Source organism: Streptomyces cavernicola, assembly GCF_029968035.1.
GTDB lineage: Bacteria > Actinomycetota > Actinomycetes > Streptomycetales > Streptomycetaceae > Streptomyces > Streptomyces cavernicola.
Map to the genome: position 1 here is coordinate 84,799 of NZ_JASCIQ010000012.1, position 18,051 is coordinate 102,849.

Genomic DNA, 18,051 nt, shown 5'->3' on the forward strand with positions numbered 1-18,051 from the left:
GGACCGGCTCCCCGCCCCAGACCCGCAGCTACACGTCTTGATCCAAGAAAGTGAGCACTACGACAGCCATGGCTGAGGCTCAGAATCTCCCGGTGGGCTCCACCACCGCCGGCTCGGTCGCAGTGGCCGCCGAGTCCACCGTCGCGACGCGCATGAGCGCCCCCCCGTCGTTCGACGTGGCCGACTTCCCGGTCCCGCACGGCCGCGAGGAGGAGTGGCGCTTCACGCCGCTCGACCGCCTCAAGGGCCTGCACGACGGCACCGCGAAGGCCGACGGCGCCCTGAAGGCCGAGATCGACGCGCCCGAGGGCGTCACCGTCGAGTCGGTCGGCCGGGACGACAAGCGCATCGGCAAGGCGGGCACGCCCGTCGACCGCATCGCCGCGCAGGCGTTCTCCTCCTTCGAGAAGGCCACCGTCGTCTCGGTCCCCAAGGAGCAGGTGCTCGACCAGCCCGTGCGCGTCACGCTGCACGGCGAGGGCGGCACCACCTTCGGGCACACCGTCTTCGACATCGGCGCCTTCGCCGAGGCTGTCATCGTCATCGACCACACCGGTGACGCCGTGCGCGCCGCCAACGTCGACTTCATCGTCGGCGACGGCGCCAAGGTCACCGTGGTCTCCGTGCAGGACTGGGACGACACCGCCGTCCACGTCTCCCAGCACAACGCCCTCGTCGGCCGCGACGCCAGCTTCAAGTCGGTCGTCGTGACCTTCGGCGGCGACGTCGTCCGCATCCACCCGCGCGTCAACTACGCGGGCCCCGGCGGCGAGGCCGAGCTGCTCGGCCTGTACTTCACGGACGCGGGCCAGCACCAGGAGCACCGCCTCCTGGTCGACCACAACGTCCCGCACTGCAAGTCCAACGTCGTGTACAAGGGCGCCCTCCAGGGCGACGACGCGCACGCCGTGTGGATCGGTGACGTCCTCATCGAGGCCGCCGCCGAGGGCACCGACACGTACGAGATGAACCGCAACCTGGTTCTGACCGACGGCGCCCGGGTCGACTCCGTGCCGAACCTGGAGATCGAGACCGGCGAGATCGTCGGCGCCGGTCACGCCTCCGCGACCGGCCGCTTCGACGACGAGCAGCTCTTCTACCTGATGGCCCGCGGCATCCCGCAGGTCGAGGCCCGCCGCCTCGTCGTGCGCGGCTTCTTCGCCGAGCTGGTCCAGCAGATCGGTGTCAAGGACATCGAGGAGCGCCTCATCGCGAAGATCGAGACGGAGCTGGAGGCCACCGTCTGATGGCCTTCGAACGCGCCTGCGACCTGAGCGAGCTGGAGGAGGACACCCCGAAGCGGGTGGAACTCGACGGCACGCCGGTCTCGGTCGTCCAGACCGAGGGCGAGGTGTTCGCGATCCACGACATCTGCTCGCACGCGAACGTCTCCCTCTCCGAGGGCGAGGTGGAGGACTGCCAGATCGAGTGCTGGCTGCACGGCTCCGCGTTCGACCTCCGCACCGGCAAGCCGTCCGGCCTTCCCGCGACGCGCCCCGTCCCCGTATACCCCGTAAAGATCGAAGGAGGCAGCGTCCTCGTTGACGTACGCGCCTCCCTCACCCAGGAGTCCTGAGGCACCCATGGCAACGCTTGAAATCCGAGACCTGCACGTCACCGTCGAGGCCGACAACGCCACGAAGGAGATCCTCAAGGGTGTCGACCTGACCGTGAAGCAGGGCGAGACCCACGCCATCATGGGCCCCAACGGCTCCGGCAAGTCGACGCTCGCCTACTCCCTCGCGGGTCACCCGAAGTACACGATCACCTCCGGCTCCGTCACCCTCGACGGCGAGGACGTCCTGGAGATGGAGGTCGACGAGCGCGCCCGCGCCGGCGTCTTCCTCGCGATGCAGTACCCGGTCGAGGTCCCGGGTGTCTCCGTCTCCAACTTCCTGCGCACGTCGGCCACCGCCGTCCGCGGCGAGGCCCCCAAGCTGCGCACCTGGGTGAAGGAGGTCAAGGAGGCCATGGAGCGCCTCAACATGGACCCGTCCTTCGCCGAGCGCAACGTCAACGAGGGCTTCTCCGGCGGTGAGAAGAAGCGCCACGAGATCCTCCAGCTCGAGCTGCTCAAGCCGAAGATCGCGATCCTCGACGAGACCGACTCCGGCCTGGACGTCGACGCGCTGCGCATCGTCTCCGAGGGCATCAATCGCGTCCGCGAGGGCGGCGAGGTCGGCACCCTCCTGGTGACGCACTACACGCGCATCCTGCGCTACATCAAGCCCGACTACGTCCACGTGTTCGCGGGCGGCCGCATCGTCGAGTCCGGCGGCGCCGAGCTCGCCGACCAGCTCGAGGCCGAGGGCTACGACAAGTACGTGAAGGGCGGCGCAACGGCGTGACACAGCTGCCTGGCCTCCTCGACACCGAGGCGATCCGCAAGGACTTCCCGATCCTGGATCGGGTGCTCCACGACGGCAAGAAGCTCGTCTACCTGGACAACGCGGCGACCTCGCAGACGCCGCGCCAGGTGCTCGACGTGCTCACCGAGTACTACGAGCAGCACAACGCCAACGTCCACCGCGGCGTGCACGTCCTCGCCGAGGAGGCCACGGCGCTGTACGAAGGCGCGCGTGACAAGGTCGCCGAGTTCATCAACGCGCCGAGCCGCAACGAGGTGATCTTCACGAAGAACGCCTCGGAGTCGCTCAACCTCGTGGCGAACATGCTCGGTTGGGCCGACGAGCCCTATCGCGTGGACAGCGACACCGAGATCGTCATCACGGAGATGGAGCACCACTCCAACATCGTGCCGTGGCAGCTGCTCGCGCAGCGCACGGGCGCGAAGCTGAAGTGGTTCGGTCTCACGGACGACGGCCGCCTGGACCTGTCCAACATCGACGAGATCATCAATGAGAAGACGAAGATCGTCTCCTTCACGCTGGTCTCCAACATCATGGGCACCGTCAACCCGGTCGAGGCCATCGTGCGCCGCGCGCAGGAGGTCGGCGCGCTGGTCTGCATCGACGCCTCGCAGGCCGCGCCGCACATGCCGCTCGACGTGCAGGCGCTGCAGGCCGACTTCGTGGCCTTCACCGGCCACAAGATGTGCGGCCCGACCGGCATCGGCGTGCTGTGGGGACGGCAGGAACTCCTGGAGGACCTGCCCCCGTTCCTCGGCGGCGGCGAGATGATCGAGACCGTCTCGATGCACTCGTCGACGTACGCTCCGGCGCCGCACAAGTTCGAGGCGGGCACCCCGCCGATCTCGCAGGCCATCGGCCTCGGGGCGGCGGTGGACTACCTCACCTCGATCGGCATGGACAAGATCGCGCAGCATGAGCACGCGATCACGGAGTACGCCGTCAAGCGCCTCCAGGAAGTCCCGGACCTCCGCATCATCGGCCCCACCACGGCCGAGGACCGCGGCGCCGCGATCTCCTTCACGCTCGGCGACATCCACCCGCACGACGTGGGCCAGGTCCTCGACGAGCAGGGCATCGCGGTCCGCGTGGGCCACCACTGCGCGCGGCCCGTCTGCCTGCGGTACGGAATTCCTGCGACCACGCGAGCGTCGTTCTATCTGTACTCCACTCCGGCCGAGGTGGACGCCCTGGTCGAAGGACTGGAGCACGTACGGAACTTCTTCGGCTAGGCCGCGGGAAACACGGAATCAGAGACGGACAGGGCTGACTGGTGAAGCTGGACTCCATGTACCAGGACGTGATCCTGGATCACTACAAGCACCCGCACGGACGCGGTCTGCGCGACGGCGACGCCGAGGTGCACCACGTCAACCCGACGTGCGGTGACGAGATCACGCTCCGGGTGAAGTACGACGGCGAGCGCATCGCGGACGTCTCGTACGAGGGCCAGGGCTGCTCGATCAGCCAGGCCAGCGCGTCCGTCCTGAACGAACTGCTCGTCGGCAAGGAGCTCGCCGAGGCGCAGCGGATCCAGGAAGTGTTCCTGGAGCTGATGCAGTCCAAGGGCAAGATCGAGCCGGACGACGCGATGGAGGAGACCCTGGAGGACGCCGTCGCGTTCGCCGGAGTCTCCAAGTACCCGGCACGGGTGAAGTGCGCTCTGCTGAGCTGGATGGCGTGGAAGGACGCGACCGCCCAGGCGTTCGGCGAGGACGAGACCCAAGCGAGGAAGACCGCATGAGTGACAACGAGACGGCCACGTTGAAGCCGGCCTCCGAAGAGGAGGTCCGCGAGGCGCTGATGGACGTCGTCGACCCCGAGCTGGGCATCGACGTCGTCAACCTGGGCCTGATCTACGGCATCCACATCGACGACGCGAACATCGCGACGATCGACATGACCCTGACGTCCGCGGCCTGCCCGCTGACCGACGTCATCGAGGACCAGGCCAAGTCGGCCACCGAGGGCCTGGTCAGCGAGCTGCGCATCAACTGGGTCTGGATGCCGCCGTGGGGCCCGGACAAGATCACGGACGACGGCCGCGAGCAGCTGCGCGCGCTCGGGTTCAACGTCTGAACCTCCCCGCGTACGTACGAAGAGGCCCCCGGAGCTCTGCCGCTCCGGGGGCCTCTTCGTGTGCTCGGCCGCTGTGCTCGGCCTCGTGTGCTCAGCCCTGGTACGGGGTGGGCGCGGGGGCCGGGGTCAGCGGGACGCCGGCTGCCTGGGCCAGGGTGACGTCGAGGCTTTCCTTGCGGATGCGCTGGTCGACGTAGAGGAGGCTGGTGGCGAGCTGGGGGAAGAGGGAGGTCACCAGCTGGCTGATCAGGGCGCCGAGCATGATGAAGAACATGAACACGCCCATGACGGCGAAGACTTCGGCGGGGTCGGGGTTCGGGCTCATGGTGCCGGCGGCGGGCATCGCCGAGAACATCCCGATCATGTTGAACGGGAGCTGGATCAAGTACCCGGCGATTCCCGCCATCAGGTGGACGAGCAGCGAGATGCCGAAGATCCGCCACCAGGAGCCCCGCACCAGGCGGGCCGAGCGGCGCAGTGCCGTGACCGGGCCCGCCGACTCGAAGACGGCGGCGGCCGGGGCCAGCGAGAAGCGGATCCACAGCCAGGTGACCAGCGGCATCATCGCGAACATGCCGAGCACCCAGAGCGCGAGGACCGGCCCGGGGTCGGTCCGGTCGGTGACCGAGACGACGGTGATCACCAGGCCGACGCCGGCGAGGAGCAGGATCGGCACCGCCACGATCAGGGCGGTGAGCAGGCCGGTGCCGATGACGGCCGGGACCCGCGCCATGGTGCGGCGCCAGACCGCGCCGAACGTGGACGGCTTGCCGAGCACCGCGTCCTGCAGGGCGGCCGGGCAGACCGCGGAGACCGTCGCGGACGCGACGATCATGACGAGAACGGCGAACACCCAGAGCGAGATCCCGGCCACGATCACCGGCTGGGTGTGGGTCCAGAGCGGCTCGTCGTGGTCAGGAGTGTCGGCGAAGGCGCGGAAGTGGTCGCCGACCAGGCCGTACGCCAGGCCCACCGCGAGGGCGAGGGCGAGGATCGCGCCGCCGTAGGCGATCAGCGATATCCCGAACAGGGACTTCCAGCAGCGGCCGACCGCGGCGAAGGTGCCGCCGAGGATGTCGCCGAGCTGCAGCGGGCGCAGCGGGATCACGCCGGGCTTCGGCGCGGGCGGCGGCCCCCACGCGCCCCAGCCGGGCCGGCCCCAGGCGTCCGGGCCGGGTGCTCCGGGGTACGGGCCGCCGGGCCCGGGGCCGTACGGACCGGGAGCACCCGGGTACGGGCCGGGCGGCGGCGCGGCCTGCGGTGTTTGCGGTGCCGGTGGCGCCTGCGGTGCCTGCGGCGGTTGCGGTTGCGGTTGGTGGTGTTGCTGCGGGTCCGGCTGGGGCTGCGGGCCCGGCCGGTCCTGCGCGGGCGGCTGGTCGTGCGGTTCCTGCGGGCCCTGCTGGTCGTGCTGTTGCTCGGCCGTCGGCTCCGGGTGCTCCGGGTGCTCCCCGCCGTTCGGTCCCTCGGGCCGCTCCGGCCCGCCCCGCCCCTTGTCCATCGACATGCGTGTTCGCTCCTGTGTCTTGTCCCCCTGGACCGGGACACGGTAGCGGGTCGTGATCGGGCCGGGCCTACCGGTGCGGACCCGGCGGCCCTATGTACACCCGTACACAAGGTTGCGTACGCTAGTACACATGGGATACGGACTGCTGGCCGCGGCCATAGCGGCGGAGGTGGCCGGGACGACGGCCATGAAGTACAGCGAGGGATTCACCCGCCTCTGGCCCTCGCTCGCCACGCTCGCCGGCTATCTCCTCGCCTTCACGCTGCTCGCGCAGACGCTGAAGACGATGCAGGTCGGCACGGCGTACGCGATCTGGGCCGGGGTCGGGACCGCCGCCGTCGCCGTCATCGGCATCCTCTTCCTCGGGGAGTCCACAAGCCTCGCCAAGATCGCCGGGATCGCCCTGGTGATCGTCGGCGTCGTGCTGCTCAACCTGGGGGGTGCGCACTGATGGCGGAGAGCAAGGCCGTGCGCAGGTACGACCCCGAGCGGCGGCAGCGGATCATCGACGCCGCGATCCGGGTCGTCGGCGCGAAGGGCATCGCGGGCCTCAGCCACCGCACCGTCGCCGCCGAGGCCGACGTCCCGCTCGGCTCCACCACGTACCACTTCAAGACCCTCGACGACCTCATGGTGGCCGCGCTGCGGCAGAGCAACGAGGGCTTCGCGAAGGTCGTACGGGAGCACGGCGGGGCCCTCGCCGACCCCGCCGCGGACCTCGCCGCCGAGCTGGCCCGGCTCACCGGCGAGTGGCTCGACGGCGACCGCACCGGCGTGGAGCTGGAGTACGAGCTCTACCTCGCCGCGCTGCGCCGCCCCGCGCTGCGCCCCGTCGCCGCCGAGTGGTGCGAGGAGGTCACCGAGCTGATCGCCCGCCGCACCGACCGGGTCACCGCCCGCGCGACCGTCGCCCTCATCGACGGGATCTGCCTCCAGGTCCTGCTCACCGGCGGGGCCTACGACGAGGCGTACGCACAGGAGATGTTGGCGCGAGTCATCGAGGGGCCCGCGGGGGCGTAGGGATCCGGCCGGGGTGAGCGCGGGGTCCGGGTGGGCGACCGGACGGTGAGACCGGTTCGCCTCGCCGGGGCCGCGCCGGTTAGGTTTCCTGTCATGACCGACACGACTTCCCGCACCACCGGCGCCGTCGCCGCCGGCCTCGCCACGATCACCGCCGACGGCACCGTTCTCGACACCTGGTTCCCCGCCCCCGAGCTCACCGCCGAGCCGGGCCCCGCGGGCACCGAGAAGCTCAGCGCCGAGCGCGCCGTCGAACTGCTCGGCGAGGGTGCCGCCAAGGCCATCGGCGAGGACGCCCGCCGCGGCGTCGAGATCGTCGCCGTGCGTACGGTCATCGCCTCCCTGGACGACAAGCCGCTCGACGCGCACGACGCGTACCTGCGCCTGCACCTGCTCAGCCACCGCCTGGTCCAGCCGCACGGCCAGAACCTGGACGGCGTCTTCGGCCTGCTCTCCAATAACGCCTGGACCTCGCTCGGTCCGGTCGCCGTGGACGACCTGGAGAAGGTCCGCCTGAACGCCCGCGCCGAGGGCCTGCACCTCTCCGTGACCTCGGTCGACAAGTTCCCGCGCATGACGGACTACGTCGCGCCCAAGGGCGTGCGCATCGCCGACGCCGACCGGGTCCGCCTCGGTGCGCACCTCGCCGAGGGCACCACCGTCATGCACGAGGGCTTCGTCAACTTCAACGCCGGCACGCTCGGCACGTCGATGATCGAGGGCCGTATCTCCGCGGGCGTCGTCATCGGCGACGGCTCGGACATCGGCGGCGGCGCGTCCACCATGGGCACGCTGTCCGGCGGCGGCAACGTCCGCATCACCATCGGCCAGCGGTGCCTCGTCGGCGCCGAGGCGGGCGTGGGCATCGCGCTCGGCGACGAGTGCGTCGTCGAGGCGGGGCTCTACGTCACCGCCGGTACGCGCGTGACGATGCCCGACGGGCAGATCGTGAAGGCCCGCGAGCTGTCGGGTGCGTCGAACATTCTGTTCCGGCGGAACTCCGTCACCGGTGCGGTCGAGGCTCGGCCCAACAACGCGGTGTGGGGCGGCCTGAACGAGGTTCTGCACTCCAACGACTAGTCGGTACGGGCGAGTTGTTCTGGGGCGACTTGCGGTTTCCGTCGGCTCGGTTGCCGTAAGTCGCCCTTCGGGCTCGTCCTCAAGCTCCCCCAGCCTCCGGCCGGGAGGTGCCCCCAGACGGGCTGGATTGAAGCGCCGGGCAGGCGGGGCTCAGCGCCTCGTACGCCGCCACCAACCGAGCCGTCCGCACCGCGTCCGCCGCCCGCAGCGGTGCCCGTACCGGGCCCGACGGCAGGCCGAGTGCGCCGAGCAGGGCCTTCGCCGTGACCGTGCCCGGCAGGCCGTCCGCCATCATCAGCTCGATCAGGGGCAGGGCGAGCCGCTGCAGCAGCGCCGCCCCCGCCGTGTCGCCCGCGTCGAACGCGTCGAGGATCGCCCGCAGTTCAGCGGGGACGACATTGGCCACCGTGCTGATGTAGCCCGCGCCGCCCACCGCGTACAGCGGCAGAATGAACTCCTCGCAACCCGTGTAGTACGCCAACTCCGTGCGCGACAGCACCTTCTGGGTGCCGAGCAGGTCGTACGCGCAGTCCTTCACGCCGACGATCCGCGGGTGCTCGGCCAGGCGCAGCATCGTCCCCGGCTCGATGCGGGTGCCGGTGCGGCCCGGGATGTCGTAGAGCAGCACCGGCAGGCCCGTGGTGTCCGCGACCGTGCGGAAGTGCTCCTCGACCGCGTCCTGCGGGGGCCTGCTGTAGTACGGGGTGAGCAGCAACAGGCCGTCCGCGCCCGCCCGTTCGGCCTGCCGGGCCAGCTCCTTGGCGTGCGCCGTGTCCGCGCTGCCGACCCCGGCCACGATCGACGCGCGCTCGCCCACCGCCTCCCGGACCGCACGGATCAGCTCCGCCTTCTCCGCGTCGCTCGTCGTCGGGGACTCGCCGGTCGTGCCGGACAGGACGAGCCCCTCGCAGCCGCCGTCGACGAGGCGCACCGCGAGCCGGGCCGCGCCTTCCCGGTCCAGGGCGCCGGAGCCGTCGAAAGGCGTGATCATCGCGCCGAGGGCGCGGCCGAAGGATGAGGTCATGGCTGCAGTCTCGGTACGCGGTCGCACGGACTCCACTTAATTCTGCTTCAGGGTACGAGTAAGCAGCGCTACACCCAGCGTGATCGCCCCGAACCGGCCCGGCCCCGCGCGGCCCCCCAGGCGAGGCGCTCGCCGCCGAACACGCTTGACCTCAACCGGACTTGACGTTCGAGCATGGTGATCACGGCGCTCGATCCGGGGCCGTACGACAACGGGAGGTCACCATGTCCGTGCAGATCAGCACCCTGCCCGAGCCGCGCAGGGACGGGGTCGGCGTCGTGCTCGCCAGTACCTGGAGCGTCGGCACGCCCGAGCGGCAGAAGGCCACGGTGGCGGCGATCACCCGGGCCTGGGAGAGCCGGGACTGGCCGCACGAGGGGCTGCTCTCGTACAGCGTGCACATCGGCACCGACGGCTCCACGCTGCTGCACTACTCGCAGTGGCGCGACCTCGACGCCTACGAGGAGTTCGTCGCCTCCGCGGCCAACGGGCGGGACGGCCGCAACGCCGAGATCGACGCCGCCGTGCCCGGCATCGAGCGGCAGGGGCTCGCCAAGTACGAGCCGTACCGGGGGCGTTCACTGAACGAGCGGGCCGAGCGGGCCGACTCGGCGCGCGTGCCCGGCTGCATCGTCATCGTCGACGTGCGCTTCACGGGGCCCGACCCCGCACGGCAGCGCGCCTGGGTCGACTCCGTCTTCGCGGCGCTCGACGGCGACGAGCCGCACCCGGGCGGCATCTCCGCGCACTTCCACACCAGCCTGGACGGCACCCGGGTGCTGAACTACGCGGAGTGGGAGAGTGAGCAGGCCCATGTCGAGGCGCTCGCCACCCCCGGCGAGGGCGTCGGCGCCGCCACCGAGGCCTGGCGCCGGGTGCAGCGGCACCCGGGCCTCGCCGAAGGCGGCAGCGTCAAGCGGTACCTGCCGGGGGTGAGCTTCAGCCAAGGGTGAGCGATCAGGGCCGGAAGCGCAGCACCTGCGGGTCGTGGTCGCTGTTCTGCCGCGCGAACTCGGCGTTGATGTGCACGCTGTCGTACGCGAACTCGCCGACCCCCGGGCTCGTCAGGATCTGGTCGAGGACCTGCGAGTTGCCCTGGTAGACGTACGAGTAACGCTCCGCGCGGGGAAGGGACTCGACGGCCGCGGTCAGCGCGCCGCCGTCCGTGAGCGTCTCCGTCGTCGCCGAGAACTCGAAGTCGTTGATGTCGCCGAGCACCACGACGTCCGCGCCCTTCTCCGCCTTCAGGACCTTCTGCACGAACGCGTTGACCGACGCGGCCTGCAGATGGCGCTGCTTCTCCGAGGAGCGGTTCGGCGGCTGGTGGCGCGAGACGAGTGACTCGTCGCCGCCCTTCGAGCCGAAGTGGTTGGCGATCACGAACACCGTGCGGCCACCGAACACGAACTCGCCGGCCAGCGGCTTACGGCTGTTCTCCCACGCCGCGTCCGCCGGGTCGACCCGGCCGGGGGACAGGGTCAGCGCCGCCCGGCCCCGGCTGCTCGTCACGTCCGTGCCGGTCGTGGCATCCCCGCCCGGCCGGTCCTTGAACGCCACCCGCTCCGGGTTGAAGAGGAACACCTGCCGGATGTTGCCGCCCGGCTCGCCGCCGTCCTTCTTGTCCTCCGGCTCGATCGAGCGCCACTCGTACGCCGGGCCGCCCGCCTTTGCGATCGCCGCCGTGAACTTCTTCAGCGTCTCCTCGGCGGACACCGTGCCGTCGTCCGTCGCGCCGTTGTCGTCCTGGATCTCCTCCAGGGCCAGGACGTCCGGGCTCGCCAGGTTGTCGACGACGGCCTGCGCGAGCGCGTCGAACTTGTCCTGCGGGTCCTTCGGGTCCAGGTTCTCCACGTTGTACGTGGCGACCGCCAGCTCCTCCGCGTCCTGCTTGCGGGTCTTCTCGCGCGCCAGGCCCTTGTCCGTGACCTCGCCGAGCGTGCGGGCCGTCAGCGTGTACCCGCCGAACTGGTTGAAGTCCAGGGGCCCTTCGGTCGTACCCGACAGGACGTCCCCGACGTTCGCCTTCGGGAAGGGCTGCTCCGCCGCCGGGGTCAGCGACTGGATCTGCAGCCGCCCGCCGTTCTGCGCCTCGTACGAGCCGTAGACCGTGCCGCCGCGCGGGCTCGGGTGCTCGTCCGGCTTCACCGTGACCCACAGCTCGTGGTACGCGTCCGTCGCACCGACCACACGCGCCTCGCCGACCGAGACGTTCATGCCCTCGAGGGACTCGTAGAAGTCCAGGGCGTACGCGTCCGGCTCCAGGGCCAGCTTCTCGATGCTGCCGCCGTCCGCCTCGTCGCCCTTCGGCGTGTACGCCGACGGCACCGCGCCCGCGTCGATCCGATGCGGCTTCGGCACCGCGCCGCCCGAGGACTCCACGGTCACCGTCGGCTTGGTGAGCTGCGTGACCGACTGGTTGCCCGAGTCGGCGCCGCCCGGCACGTACTCGGAGACCGTGCCCGAGACCCGTACGACGTCGCCGGGCTTCACGGTCGGCGTGGTCGAGCCGGTGTGCACGAAGACGCCCTCGCTGGTGGCCGGGTCGTCGTCGGGCGCCGTGTCCTGGATCCAGAAGCCGCGCGCACCGTACGTCCGCACGCCCGTCACCGTGCCCGGCACGTCCGTGACCTGTTCACCGGCGAGCGGCGAGAGTCGCGTACCGCCCTGGACGTCATGGATGCGGACCTCGGCGGCGGCGGCCGTGGAGGTGGTCGAGACGGTGATCAGACCGGCCGCGAGAGCGGCGGCGAGCACACCGGCGACGGCGGTCGATCTACGGGGAAGGCGGGCTATATGAGCGGGCATCGTCGGACTCCAGGAGGGTGTGGGGTGGAGTTGCACAGGCTCTACGCGCGTCAATCTCTTGTGTGGCCAAGGGAGTTGTCAAGGCTGCGCCGGTGTACGCCCGCCGAAGGAACGGCTGCCGGTCCATGAACCGGGTTGCTTGGGTGGAAATCCGTCTACGCTGGGGGCCGCCAAGCTCTGACCGTCCGAGGAGAACCACTCCATGTCCGCAGAACGCCCCACCCTGCCGCCGGTGCGGCTGAACTCCGAGGCGGAACTGGCGCGCGACGCGCTCGCCGTGCCGCTGCTCGCCCGCGCCGTGCGACTCGCCCGCTGGGCGGGGCAGGACACCCGGGTCGGGGCGGGCGGCGAACTCGTCGACGAGCAACTGCCCGCCGCCGCCGAGCTCCTCGGGTACGCCGCGGACGACGAGGACGGCCCCGGCTACGCGAGCGAGGCCTGGCGCGTGGCCGTCGACACCGGGCTCGTGGAGATCACCGAAGAACCGGGGGAGGGCGACGAGGAGGAGGCCGAGGCCACCGTCACCCAGGGCGAGGAGCTGGCCCTGCTCACCTCCGGCTCCCCGCAGGACGTCCTCGCCATCTGGCTCACCGCCCTCGACACCGTCCTCGCCGACGCCGCCGTACCCGACCTGGACGACCTGGTCGAAGCCCTGGAGGAGGGCGGCGAGATCGACCTCGACAGCCTCGGCTGGGACCCGGAGGCGGAGGCCGAGTTCCTGGAGGGCGTCCTCGGCAACCTCTACCTCCTCACCGTCGCCGAGGAGGCCCCGGCCGACGCCCCCGTGCCGCTGCCCGCGCTCGCCGCGTCGATGATCGTGCCGGACGACATGGGCGAGCCCAGCGACGACGTCCTGGAGCAGGTCTCCGACGCGATGATGCGGCTCGACGACCAGTTCCGGCTCCTCGAACCCGTCGGGCTCGTCGAGTTCACGCCCGTCGACGAGGCGCTGATGGCCGAGGCCGGTGAGGAGCCCGCCGAACTCTCCCCGGACGAGGAGGACATCAGCCGCTACGGCATGGTCCGCCTCACCCCGCTCGGCCTGTACGGCGTGCGTTCCCGCATGCTCGACGCCGGGATCGACGCACCCGCTGTCGGCGACCTCGCCGACAAGGGCGCCGACGTCCTGCTCGCCGCGACCGCCGACTTCCCGGAGCGGGCCGCGCTCGCCGAGACCGAGCTGTGGCTGCGGCGGCACCAACCGCTGCCCGCCGCACGGGAGTTGCTCGCCGCAGCCCGTGGCGGCGACGAGGAGGCACCGCTGCGGCGGCTGCGCTGCCAGCAGGCCCTGTCGCTCGTCGGCGACGAGGCCGAGCCGGCGCTCCGCGAGGTCCTCGACGATGCTGAGCTGGGCGGGCTCGCCCGGGTCTGGCTGGCCGAGCGCGGCGCGGCCGACGTGCCGCCGCCGTCGGAGGCGATGGTGTACTGGCTGACCATCGACACCGTCGCCGCGCAGCTCGCCGCCGAGGGCAACTCGGACGAACTCCAGGGGCTCGTGGAGGGGTTGGCCGCCCAGCACGGGGGGTTCTTCGACACGGCCTGGCGGGTGGACCACCCCGCGACGGCGGATGTGCTTGAGGCGATGGGGCGGTTGCACCCCGACAAGAAGGTGGCCAAGGAGGCCCGCAAGGCGGCCTTCAAGGCCCGGTCGGCCGGCCGCTAGCCCCTCCACTGTTGTGGGCAACTGTTCCGCAGGGCGGAACGCCTGCCCACAACGCGGGGGGTGTGGGAGCGGGAGCTGGACTCTCGGCTTCCCGGTGCTCAACTCCGCAGGTGCGAGGCCCCGTTGAGGTCCAACACCGTGCCCGAGGCCCACTCCGCCAGTGGCGAGGCGAGCCACAGGACCGCCGCCGCGATCTCCTCCGCGTTGCCGACCCGGCCGAACGGCGACTGCGCGCGGATCGCCTCGCCCTCCGCGCCCTCAAGCCGCGCAGCGACCCGCTCCGTCTCGAAGAACCCCGGTGCGACCGACGCCACCCCGATCCCGTACGGCCCGAGCGACACCGCCAGGGACTGGCCGAGCGCGTGCACCGCCGCCTTCGTCGCCCCGTACGCCGGGTGGTCCGGCTCGCCCCGGAACGCGCCGCGCGAGCCGACGTTGACGATGCGCCCGCCCGTGCCCTGCGCGATCATCCGGCGCGCGGCGAGGTGGCTCAGGTTGGCCGTGGCCAGCAGGTTCACCGCGACATGCTGCTGCCACTGCGCGGCCCACTCCCCGTACGGCGTCTCCGGATGGGGGTGCCCCCATGCCGTTCAGGCTATGGGGGAGGATGGCGGACGTTGACGGCGGCGTTGTTCACCAGCACGTCGACGCCGCCGAGCCCCTCGAACGCCTCCTCGGCGACGCGCGCCGCACCGGCCGGGTCCGAGATGTCGCCGCCGACCAGGACATGGCCCGTGCCGTCGAGCGAGGCGTAGGTCGCATCGGCTTCCGTGCGGCGGGAGTTGTAGTGCACCGCGACCCGGTCGCCGTTCGCGGCGAAGGCTCGGGCGACGGCGCGGCCGAGGCCTCGGGAGGACCCTGAGACCAGGACGCGGCGGCCGGTGGCAGGCAGGTTCATCGAAGCGGCTCTCCAGACGTCGGGCGGTCGTACCGTGTTCAACCGCCGTTTATACGCGGCCGCGACCCTGAGCCCCGACCCACCCCACTTGGTAACACCTGGACCACCGCTTCAGGAGAGACGATGCCGCTCAGCCGCAGGGAATTCACCAGACGCACCGCCGTCGCCGGAGCGGGGGTCGCCGTGGTCGGCGCCGCCGGGGTGCTCGCCACCACCGACGGGGCCCTCGCCAGCCAGGACACCGCCGACGCCGCGGAGCCGACGGCGAAGGGCACGGGACCCGGCTACGGCCCGCTCGTCGCCGACCCCGCCGGCATCCTCGCCCTGCCCGCCGGATTCTCGTACCGCATCATCACCCGCACCGGCGAGACCCGCCTGGAGAGCGGCGAGTCCACCCCGTCCAACCATGACGGCACCGCCACCTTCGAGGGGCCGCGCGGCTCGACCCTGCTCGTCAACAACCACGAGCTGAAGGGCCCGCGCTCCAAGTGGGAGCACCCGGTGCCGCTCGTCGAGGGGCTCGTCTACGACCCGGCCGCGTCCGGCGGCTGCACCGTCGTCGAGGTCCGGCCCGGCGGCGAGGTCGCCGAGTGGGTCGGCATCGCCGGCACGTCCACCAACTGCGCGGGCGGGCGCACCCGTTGGGGCACCTGGCTGACCTGCGAGGAGAACTCCGACCTCGCCGGCGAGAACGGCATGACCAAGGACCACGGCTACGTCTTCGAGGTCGACCCCCTCGACCGCCGCGCCAACCGCGACCCCAAGCCTTTGACGTTCTTCGGCCGCTACGACCACGAGGCCGTCGTCGTCGACCCGCAGCGCGGCCACGCCTACCTCACCGAGGACGACGCCGAGCCCAACGGCCTGTTCTACCGCTGGGTCCCGCCACAGGGCTTCGAGCACGGCCGCGGCAAGCTCCGCGCGCTCGCCGAGGAGCAGGGCGTCGACGCCGGGGTGCTGCAGGCCCCCAGGTGCTACGACTCCGGCGGCCGGTTCGTGGACGACCTGTCCCGTGCGACGAAGATCGGCGTCGTCTACGGCGTGGACTGGGTCGACGTCCCCGACCGCGACGCGCGCACCACGCCCGTACGGCAGCAGTTCGGCGCCGACGAGGTCACCCGCGGCCGCAAGCTCGAAGGCATGTGGTGGGCCGACGGCGGCGCGTACATCGTCTCCTCGTACGCCCGCGACGAGAGCCCCGGCGAGCCGCACGACGGGCAGGTCTGGTTCTACGACCCGCGCCGCCGGACCCTCACCCTGAAGGTCCTCCTCGGCGTCAACGCCGACCCGTCGAAGGACGGCGCGTTCGACGGCCCCGACAACATCACCGTCTCCCCGTACGGCGGGCTGATCATCGCGGAGGATGGTGAAGGCAAGCAGCATCTGTTCGGCGTGACGGACAGCGGCCGTACGTACCCGATCGCGCGCAACGACCTCGCTGTGACATCAGCCGCTGACGCGGCGGGCGGCACCGAAGCCGAGCCGGAATACAGCGAGTTCACCGGCGTCGTCTTCTCGCCCGACGGCAGCACGCTCTACGCCAACATTCAGGACCCGGGCATTATGGTCGCCATCGACGGGCCCTGGAAGCGGCAGTAGAAAAACCCTTGGCGCCCCGACCGCCCCTGCTCCTAAGGTAATTCTTGCTGAACGCACCTCCCGGTGCGAAGGCAGCGGCTACTTCCTCTCAAGAATTCACGCCGCAGCCGTCTTGAACTCGGGAGGCCAAGGCACTGGTGAGCCCGGTGCGCAGGCAACGGTTACTTCTTTGATCGAACGGTTGCGGGTTCGAGTCCCGTCATCGACTCAGGGTCGGTGTAGCTCAATTGGGTAGAGCATTCGGATAGTCCGTCGCCGATTCAGATCTCGGGCTCCGCCAGGGCCGTACGCCTCCCCTGACCCACAGCATTCGTACTCGACTCGTACTCGATCCGTACTCGCTGAATTCGGGGGAATTCTCATGGCGCGTTTCAACACCCGCAGCTCCGGCCCGCGCGGCACCTCGCGCGTGACGTCCACCGGCCGCACGCTCCGCACGTACGAGGGCGGCCGCGGCACCGAGCGGGACGCACGCTCCGAACTTTTCCTGCTCTCGATCGCCAACTTCGTGGCCCAGCAGACCTTCTACGAGGACGGCACCGCCCGCGACGACCGCTTCGCGCAGCTGGTGCACCGCCTCGCCGTCGAGGACCCGGAGTGGACCGCGGGCCTGCTCGCCTGGCTGCGCGGCGAGGGCAACCTGCGCACCGCGGCCCTCGTCGGCGCCGCCGAGTACGTCAAGGCCCGCCTGGACGCCGGGGCCACCGAAGGACCGTCGAACCGGCAGGTCATCGCCTCCGTGCTGCGCCGCCCCGACGAGCCCGGCGAACTGCTCGGCTACTGGACCGCGACCTACGGCCGGGCCGTCCCGAAGCCCGTCAAGCGCGGCGTCGCGGACGCGGTGCGGCGGCTCTACCACGGCAAGTCCCTGCTGAAGTACGACACTTCGAGCAAGGGCTACCGCTTCGGCGACATCCTCAACCTCGTGCACGCCGCGCCCGACCCTGACAAGCCGTGGCAGGGCGACCTGTTCCAGTACGCGCTCGACCGGCGGCACAACCCGGACACGGCCGTCCCGCCGGACTCGGTGCCGGTCCTCGCCGCGCACCGCGCGCTGATGGAAATCCCGGTCGCCGAGCGGCGCGCCGTCGTCACCGCGCCCGACGGGCCCGAGCGGCTCGCCGCGGCCGGGATCACCTGGGAGGCCCTCGCGGGCTGGCTGCAGGGGCCGATGGACAAGGCCGCCTGGGAGGCCGTGATCCCGTCCATGAGCGCGATGGCGCTGACCCGTAACCTGCGGAACTTCGACGAGGCCGGGGTCTCGGACGACGTCGCGCAGCAGGTCGCCGCGAAGATCTCCGACCCGGCCGAGGTGGCGCGCTCGCGGCAGTTCCCCTTCCGGTACCTCGCCGCGTACCAGCACGCGCCGTCGCTGCGCTGGGCGTACCCGCTGGAGCGGGCGCTCGGGCACTCGCTCGCCAACGTGCCCGCGCTGCCCGGCCGCACGCTGGTCCTCGTCGACCGGTCCGGGTCCATGTGGGGCCGCCTGTCGGAGCGTTCGGAGCTCAACCGGGCCGACGCCGCGGCGATCTTCGGGGCGGCGCTCGCGATGCGGGCCGAGTCGGCGGAGCTGGTGCAGTTCGGCACGACCAGCTCCTCGGTGACCTGCCGTGCGGGCGAGTCGGTCCTCAAGGTCCTGGAGCGCTTCGGCAACCTGGGCGGCACCGACACGACCGCGGCGGTACGCCGGTTCTACCGCGGCCACGACCGGGTCCTCATCGTCACCGACGAGCAGTACACGTACAGCCGGCACGGCGACCCGACCGAGCAGGTCCCGGCGGACGTGCCCGTCTACACCTGGAACCTCGCGGGGTACCGGGCGGGCCACGGCGAGTCGGGCAAGCCGAACCGCCACACCTTCGGGGGTCTCTCGGACGCTGCTTTCCGCATGGTTCCGCTCCTGGAGCAGGGGCGGGACGCGGACTGGCCGTGGGTGGCGTGAAGCCTCCGGCCGGACACGGGTCCGCCCCGCACGGGGGTGGGGGCGGACCCGTACACGACCTCCGGGTG

At 71.2% G+C, this 18,051-nt stretch carries 18 protein-coding genes; 13 read left to right on the forward strand and 5 right to left on the reverse strand.

Going from position 1 to position 18,051, the window contains the following annotated elements:
• The first annotated feature begins 68 nt into the window (after positions 1 to 68).
• The 6 genes from sufD to QIS96_RS13650 are packed head-to-tail and all read left to right on the forward strand — an operon-like array spanning position 69 to position 4,448.
• Entirely contained in the window at positions 69 to 1,247 is a 1,179-nt protein-coding gene (sufD, locus tag QIS96_RS13625) for a Fe-S cluster assembly protein SufD (protein WP_282542797.1), read from the forward strand.
• Entirely contained in the window at positions 1,247 to 1,576 is a 330-nt protein-coding gene (locus QIS96_RS13630) for a non-heme iron oxygenase ferredoxin subunit (RefSeq protein WP_282542798.1), read from the forward strand. The genes sufD and QIS96_RS13630 overlap by 1 nt, the downstream gene beginning before the upstream one ends.
• Before the next feature lie 7 nt (positions 1,577 to 1,583).
• A complete protein-coding gene (gene sufC, locus QIS96_RS13635; RefSeq protein WP_282542799.1) occupies positions 1,584 to 2,348 on the forward strand; it encodes a Fe-S cluster assembly ATPase SufC in 765 nt (254 codons plus the stop codon).
• Complete coding sequence (locus QIS96_RS13640; protein ID WP_282542800.1) at positions 2,345 to 3,601, forward strand: cysteine desulfurase; 1,257 nt, start codon at positions 2,345 to 2,347, stop codon at positions 3,599 to 3,601. Before sufC ends, QIS96_RS13640 begins: the two co-directional genes overlap by 4 nt.
• Positions 3,602 to 3,642: 41 nt before the next feature.
• A complete protein-coding gene (gene sufU / locus QIS96_RS13645; RefSeq protein ID WP_282542801.1) occupies positions 3,643 to 4,113 on the forward strand; it encodes a Fe-S cluster assembly sulfur transfer protein SufU in 471 nt (156 codons plus the stop codon).
• The gene (locus QIS96_RS13650) at positions 4,110 to 4,448 is read left to right on the forward strand and encodes a metal-sulfur cluster assembly factor (protein ID WP_282513705.1); all 339 of its coding nucleotides are present in this window, start codon (positions 4,110 to 4,112) and stop codon (positions 4,446 to 4,448) included. The genes sufU and QIS96_RS13650 overlap by 4 nt, the downstream gene beginning before the upstream one ends.
• Positions 4,449 to 4,539: 91 nt before the next feature.
• Here the strand turns inward: QIS96_RS13650 and QIS96_RS13655 are convergent, their stop codons facing one another.
• Positions 4,540 to 5,952 (reverse strand): hypothetical protein, encoded by a 1,413-nt coding sequence (locus QIS96_RS13655; RefSeq protein ID WP_282542802.1) that lies wholly within the window; start codon positions 5,950 to 5,952, stop codon positions 4,540 to 4,542.
• 130 nt (positions 5,953 to 6,082) lie between these two features.
• Between QIS96_RS13655 and QIS96_RS13660 the strand changes: the two genes are divergently transcribed.
• The 3 genes from QIS96_RS13660 to dapD all read left to right on the forward strand — a co-directional run bounded on the left by QIS96_RS13660 (position 6,083) and on the right by dapD (position 8,052).
• The gene (locus QIS96_RS13660) at positions 6,083 to 6,403 is read left to right on the forward strand and encodes a DMT family transporter (protein WP_282542803.1); all 321 of its coding nucleotides are present in this window, start codon (positions 6,083 to 6,085) and stop codon (positions 6,401 to 6,403) included.
• Positions 6,403 to 6,972 carry a TetR/AcrR family transcriptional regulator gene (locus QIS96_RS13665; RefSeq protein ID WP_282542804.1) on the forward strand — a complete coding sequence of 190 codons (570 nt, stop codon included), beginning with the start codon at positions 6,403 to 6,405 and terminating at the stop codon, positions 6,970 to 6,972. The genes QIS96_RS13660 and QIS96_RS13665 overlap by 1 nt, the downstream gene beginning before the upstream one ends.
• 93 nt (positions 6,973 to 7,065) lie before the next feature.
• Positions 7,066 to 8,052: a 2,3,4,5-tetrahydropyridine-2,6-dicarboxylate N-succinyltransferase gene (dapD, locus tag QIS96_RS13670; protein ID WP_282542805.1), complete on the forward strand. Its 987-nt coding sequence runs from the start codon at positions 7,066 to 7,068 to the stop codon at positions 8,050 to 8,052.
• A gap of 79 nt (positions 8,053 to 8,131) precedes the next feature.
• On the opposite strand, the gene dapA is transcribed toward dapD, so the two are convergent.
• A complete protein-coding gene (dapA, locus tag QIS96_RS13675; RefSeq protein ID WP_282542806.1) occupies positions 8,132 to 9,076 on the reverse strand; it encodes a 4-hydroxy-tetrahydrodipicolinate synthase in 945 nt (314 codons plus the stop codon).
• Between the two features lie 224 nt (positions 9,077 to 9,300).
• On the opposite strand from dapA, the gene QIS96_RS13680 reads away from it, so the two are divergent.
• Entirely contained in the window at positions 9,301 to 10,029 is a 729-nt protein-coding gene (locus QIS96_RS13680; protein WP_282542807.1) for an antibiotic biosynthesis monooxygenase, read from the forward strand.
• A 4-nt stretch (positions 10,030 to 10,033) separates the two neighbouring features.
• Here the strand turns inward: QIS96_RS13680 and QIS96_RS13685 are convergent, their stop codons facing one another.
• Positions 10,034 to 11,881 carry an endonuclease/exonuclease/phosphatase family protein gene (locus QIS96_RS13685; RefSeq protein ID WP_282542808.1) on the reverse strand — a complete coding sequence of 616 codons (1,848 nt, stop codon included), beginning with the start codon at positions 11,879 to 11,881 and terminating at the stop codon, positions 10,034 to 10,036.
• A 202-nt stretch (positions 11,882 to 12,083) separates the two neighbouring features.
• Here QIS96_RS13685 and QIS96_RS13690 point away from each other — a divergent pair, with 202 nt between their 5' ends.
• Positions 12,084 to 13,544: a hypothetical protein gene (locus QIS96_RS13690; protein WP_282542809.1), complete on the forward strand. Its 1,461-nt coding sequence runs from the start codon at positions 12,084 to 12,086 to the stop codon at positions 13,542 to 13,544.
• 98 nt (positions 13,545 to 13,642) lie between these two features.
• On the opposite strand, the gene QIS96_RS37840 is transcribed toward QIS96_RS13690, so the two are convergent.
• Complete coding sequence (locus QIS96_RS37840; protein ID WP_408907178.1) at positions 13,643 to 14,062, reverse strand: SDR family NAD(P)-dependent oxidoreductase; 420 nt, start codon at positions 14,060 to 14,062, stop codon at positions 13,643 to 13,645.
• A 77-nt stretch (positions 14,063 to 14,139) separates the two neighbouring features.
• Positions 14,140 to 14,442, reverse strand: a complete 303-nt coding sequence (locus tag QIS96_RS37845; RefSeq protein ID WP_408907179.1) for an SDR family NAD(P)-dependent oxidoreductase — start codon at positions 14,440 to 14,442, stop codon at positions 14,140 to 14,142.
• A gap of 123 nt (positions 14,443 to 14,565) precedes the next feature.
• Between QIS96_RS37845 and QIS96_RS13700 the strand changes: the two genes are divergently transcribed.
• Both QIS96_RS13700 and QIS96_RS13705 read left to right on the forward strand, forming a co-directional pair.
• Positions 14,566 to 16,041, forward strand: coding sequence for an alkaline phosphatase PhoX (locus QIS96_RS13700; RefSeq protein WP_282542810.1), 1,476 nt, complete (start codon positions 14,566 to 14,568; stop codon positions 16,039 to 16,041).
• Between the two features lie 361 nt (positions 16,042 to 16,402).
• Entirely contained in the window at positions 16,403 to 17,983 is a 1,581-nt protein-coding gene (locus tag QIS96_RS13705) for a TROVE domain-containing protein (RefSeq protein WP_282542811.1), read from the forward strand.
• Positions 17,984 to 18,051 lie beyond the last annotated feature (68 nt).

Coding starts and splice junctions, on each gene's coding strand:
- QIS96_RS13700 (WP_282542810.1), top strand. CDS start 14,566: ATGCCGCTCAGCCGCAGGGAATTCACCAGACGCACCGCCGTCGCCGGA.
- QIS96_RS13655 (WP_282542802.1), bottom strand. CDS start 5,952: ATGTCGATGGACAAGGGGCGGGGCGGGCCGGAGCGGCCCGAGGGACCG.
- dapD (WP_282542805.1), top strand. CDS start 7,066: ATGACCGACACGACTTCCCGCACCACCGGCGCCGTCGCCGCCGGCCTC.
- QIS96_RS13650 (WP_282513705.1), top strand. CDS start 4,110: ATGAGTGACAACGAGACGGCCACGTTGAAGCCGGCCTCCGAAGAGGAG.
- dapA (WP_282542806.1), bottom strand. CDS start 9,076: ATGACCTCATCCTTCGGCCGCGCCCTCGGCGCGATGATCACGCCTTTC.
- QIS96_RS13685 (WP_282542808.1), bottom strand. CDS start 11,881: ATGCCCGCTCATATAGCCCGCCTTCCCCGTAGATCGACCGCCGTCGCC.
- QIS96_RS13660 (WP_282542803.1), top strand. CDS start 6,083: ATGGGATACGGACTGCTGGCCGCGGCCATAGCGGCGGAGGTGGCCGGG.
- QIS96_RS13690 (WP_282542809.1), top strand. CDS start 12,084: ATGTCCGCAGAACGCCCCACCCTGCCGCCGGTGCGGCTGAACTCCGAG.
- QIS96_RS13665 (WP_282542804.1), top strand. CDS start 6,403: ATGGCGGAGAGCAAGGCCGTGCGCAGGTACGACCCCGAGCGGCGGCAG.
- QIS96_RS13630 (WP_282542798.1), top strand. CDS start 1,247: ATGGCCTTCGAACGCGCCTGCGACCTGAGCGAGCTGGAGGAGGACACC.
- QIS96_RS13680 (WP_282542807.1), top strand. CDS start 9,301: ATGTCCGTGCAGATCAGCACCCTGCCCGAGCCGCGCAGGGACGGGGTC.
- QIS96_RS13705 (WP_282542811.1), top strand. CDS start 16,403: ATGGCGCGTTTCAACACCCGCAGCTCCGGCCCGCGCGGCACCTCGCGC.
- sufD (WP_282542797.1), top strand. CDS start 69: ATGGCTGAGGCTCAGAATCTCCCGGTGGGCTCCACCACCGCCGGCTCG.
- QIS96_RS37845 (WP_408907179.1), bottom strand. CDS start 14,442: ATGAACCTGCCTGCCACCGGCCGCCGCGTCCTGGTCTCAGGGTCCTCC.
- sufC (WP_282542799.1), top strand. CDS start 1,584: ATGGCAACGCTTGAAATCCGAGACCTGCACGTCACCGTCGAGGCCGAC.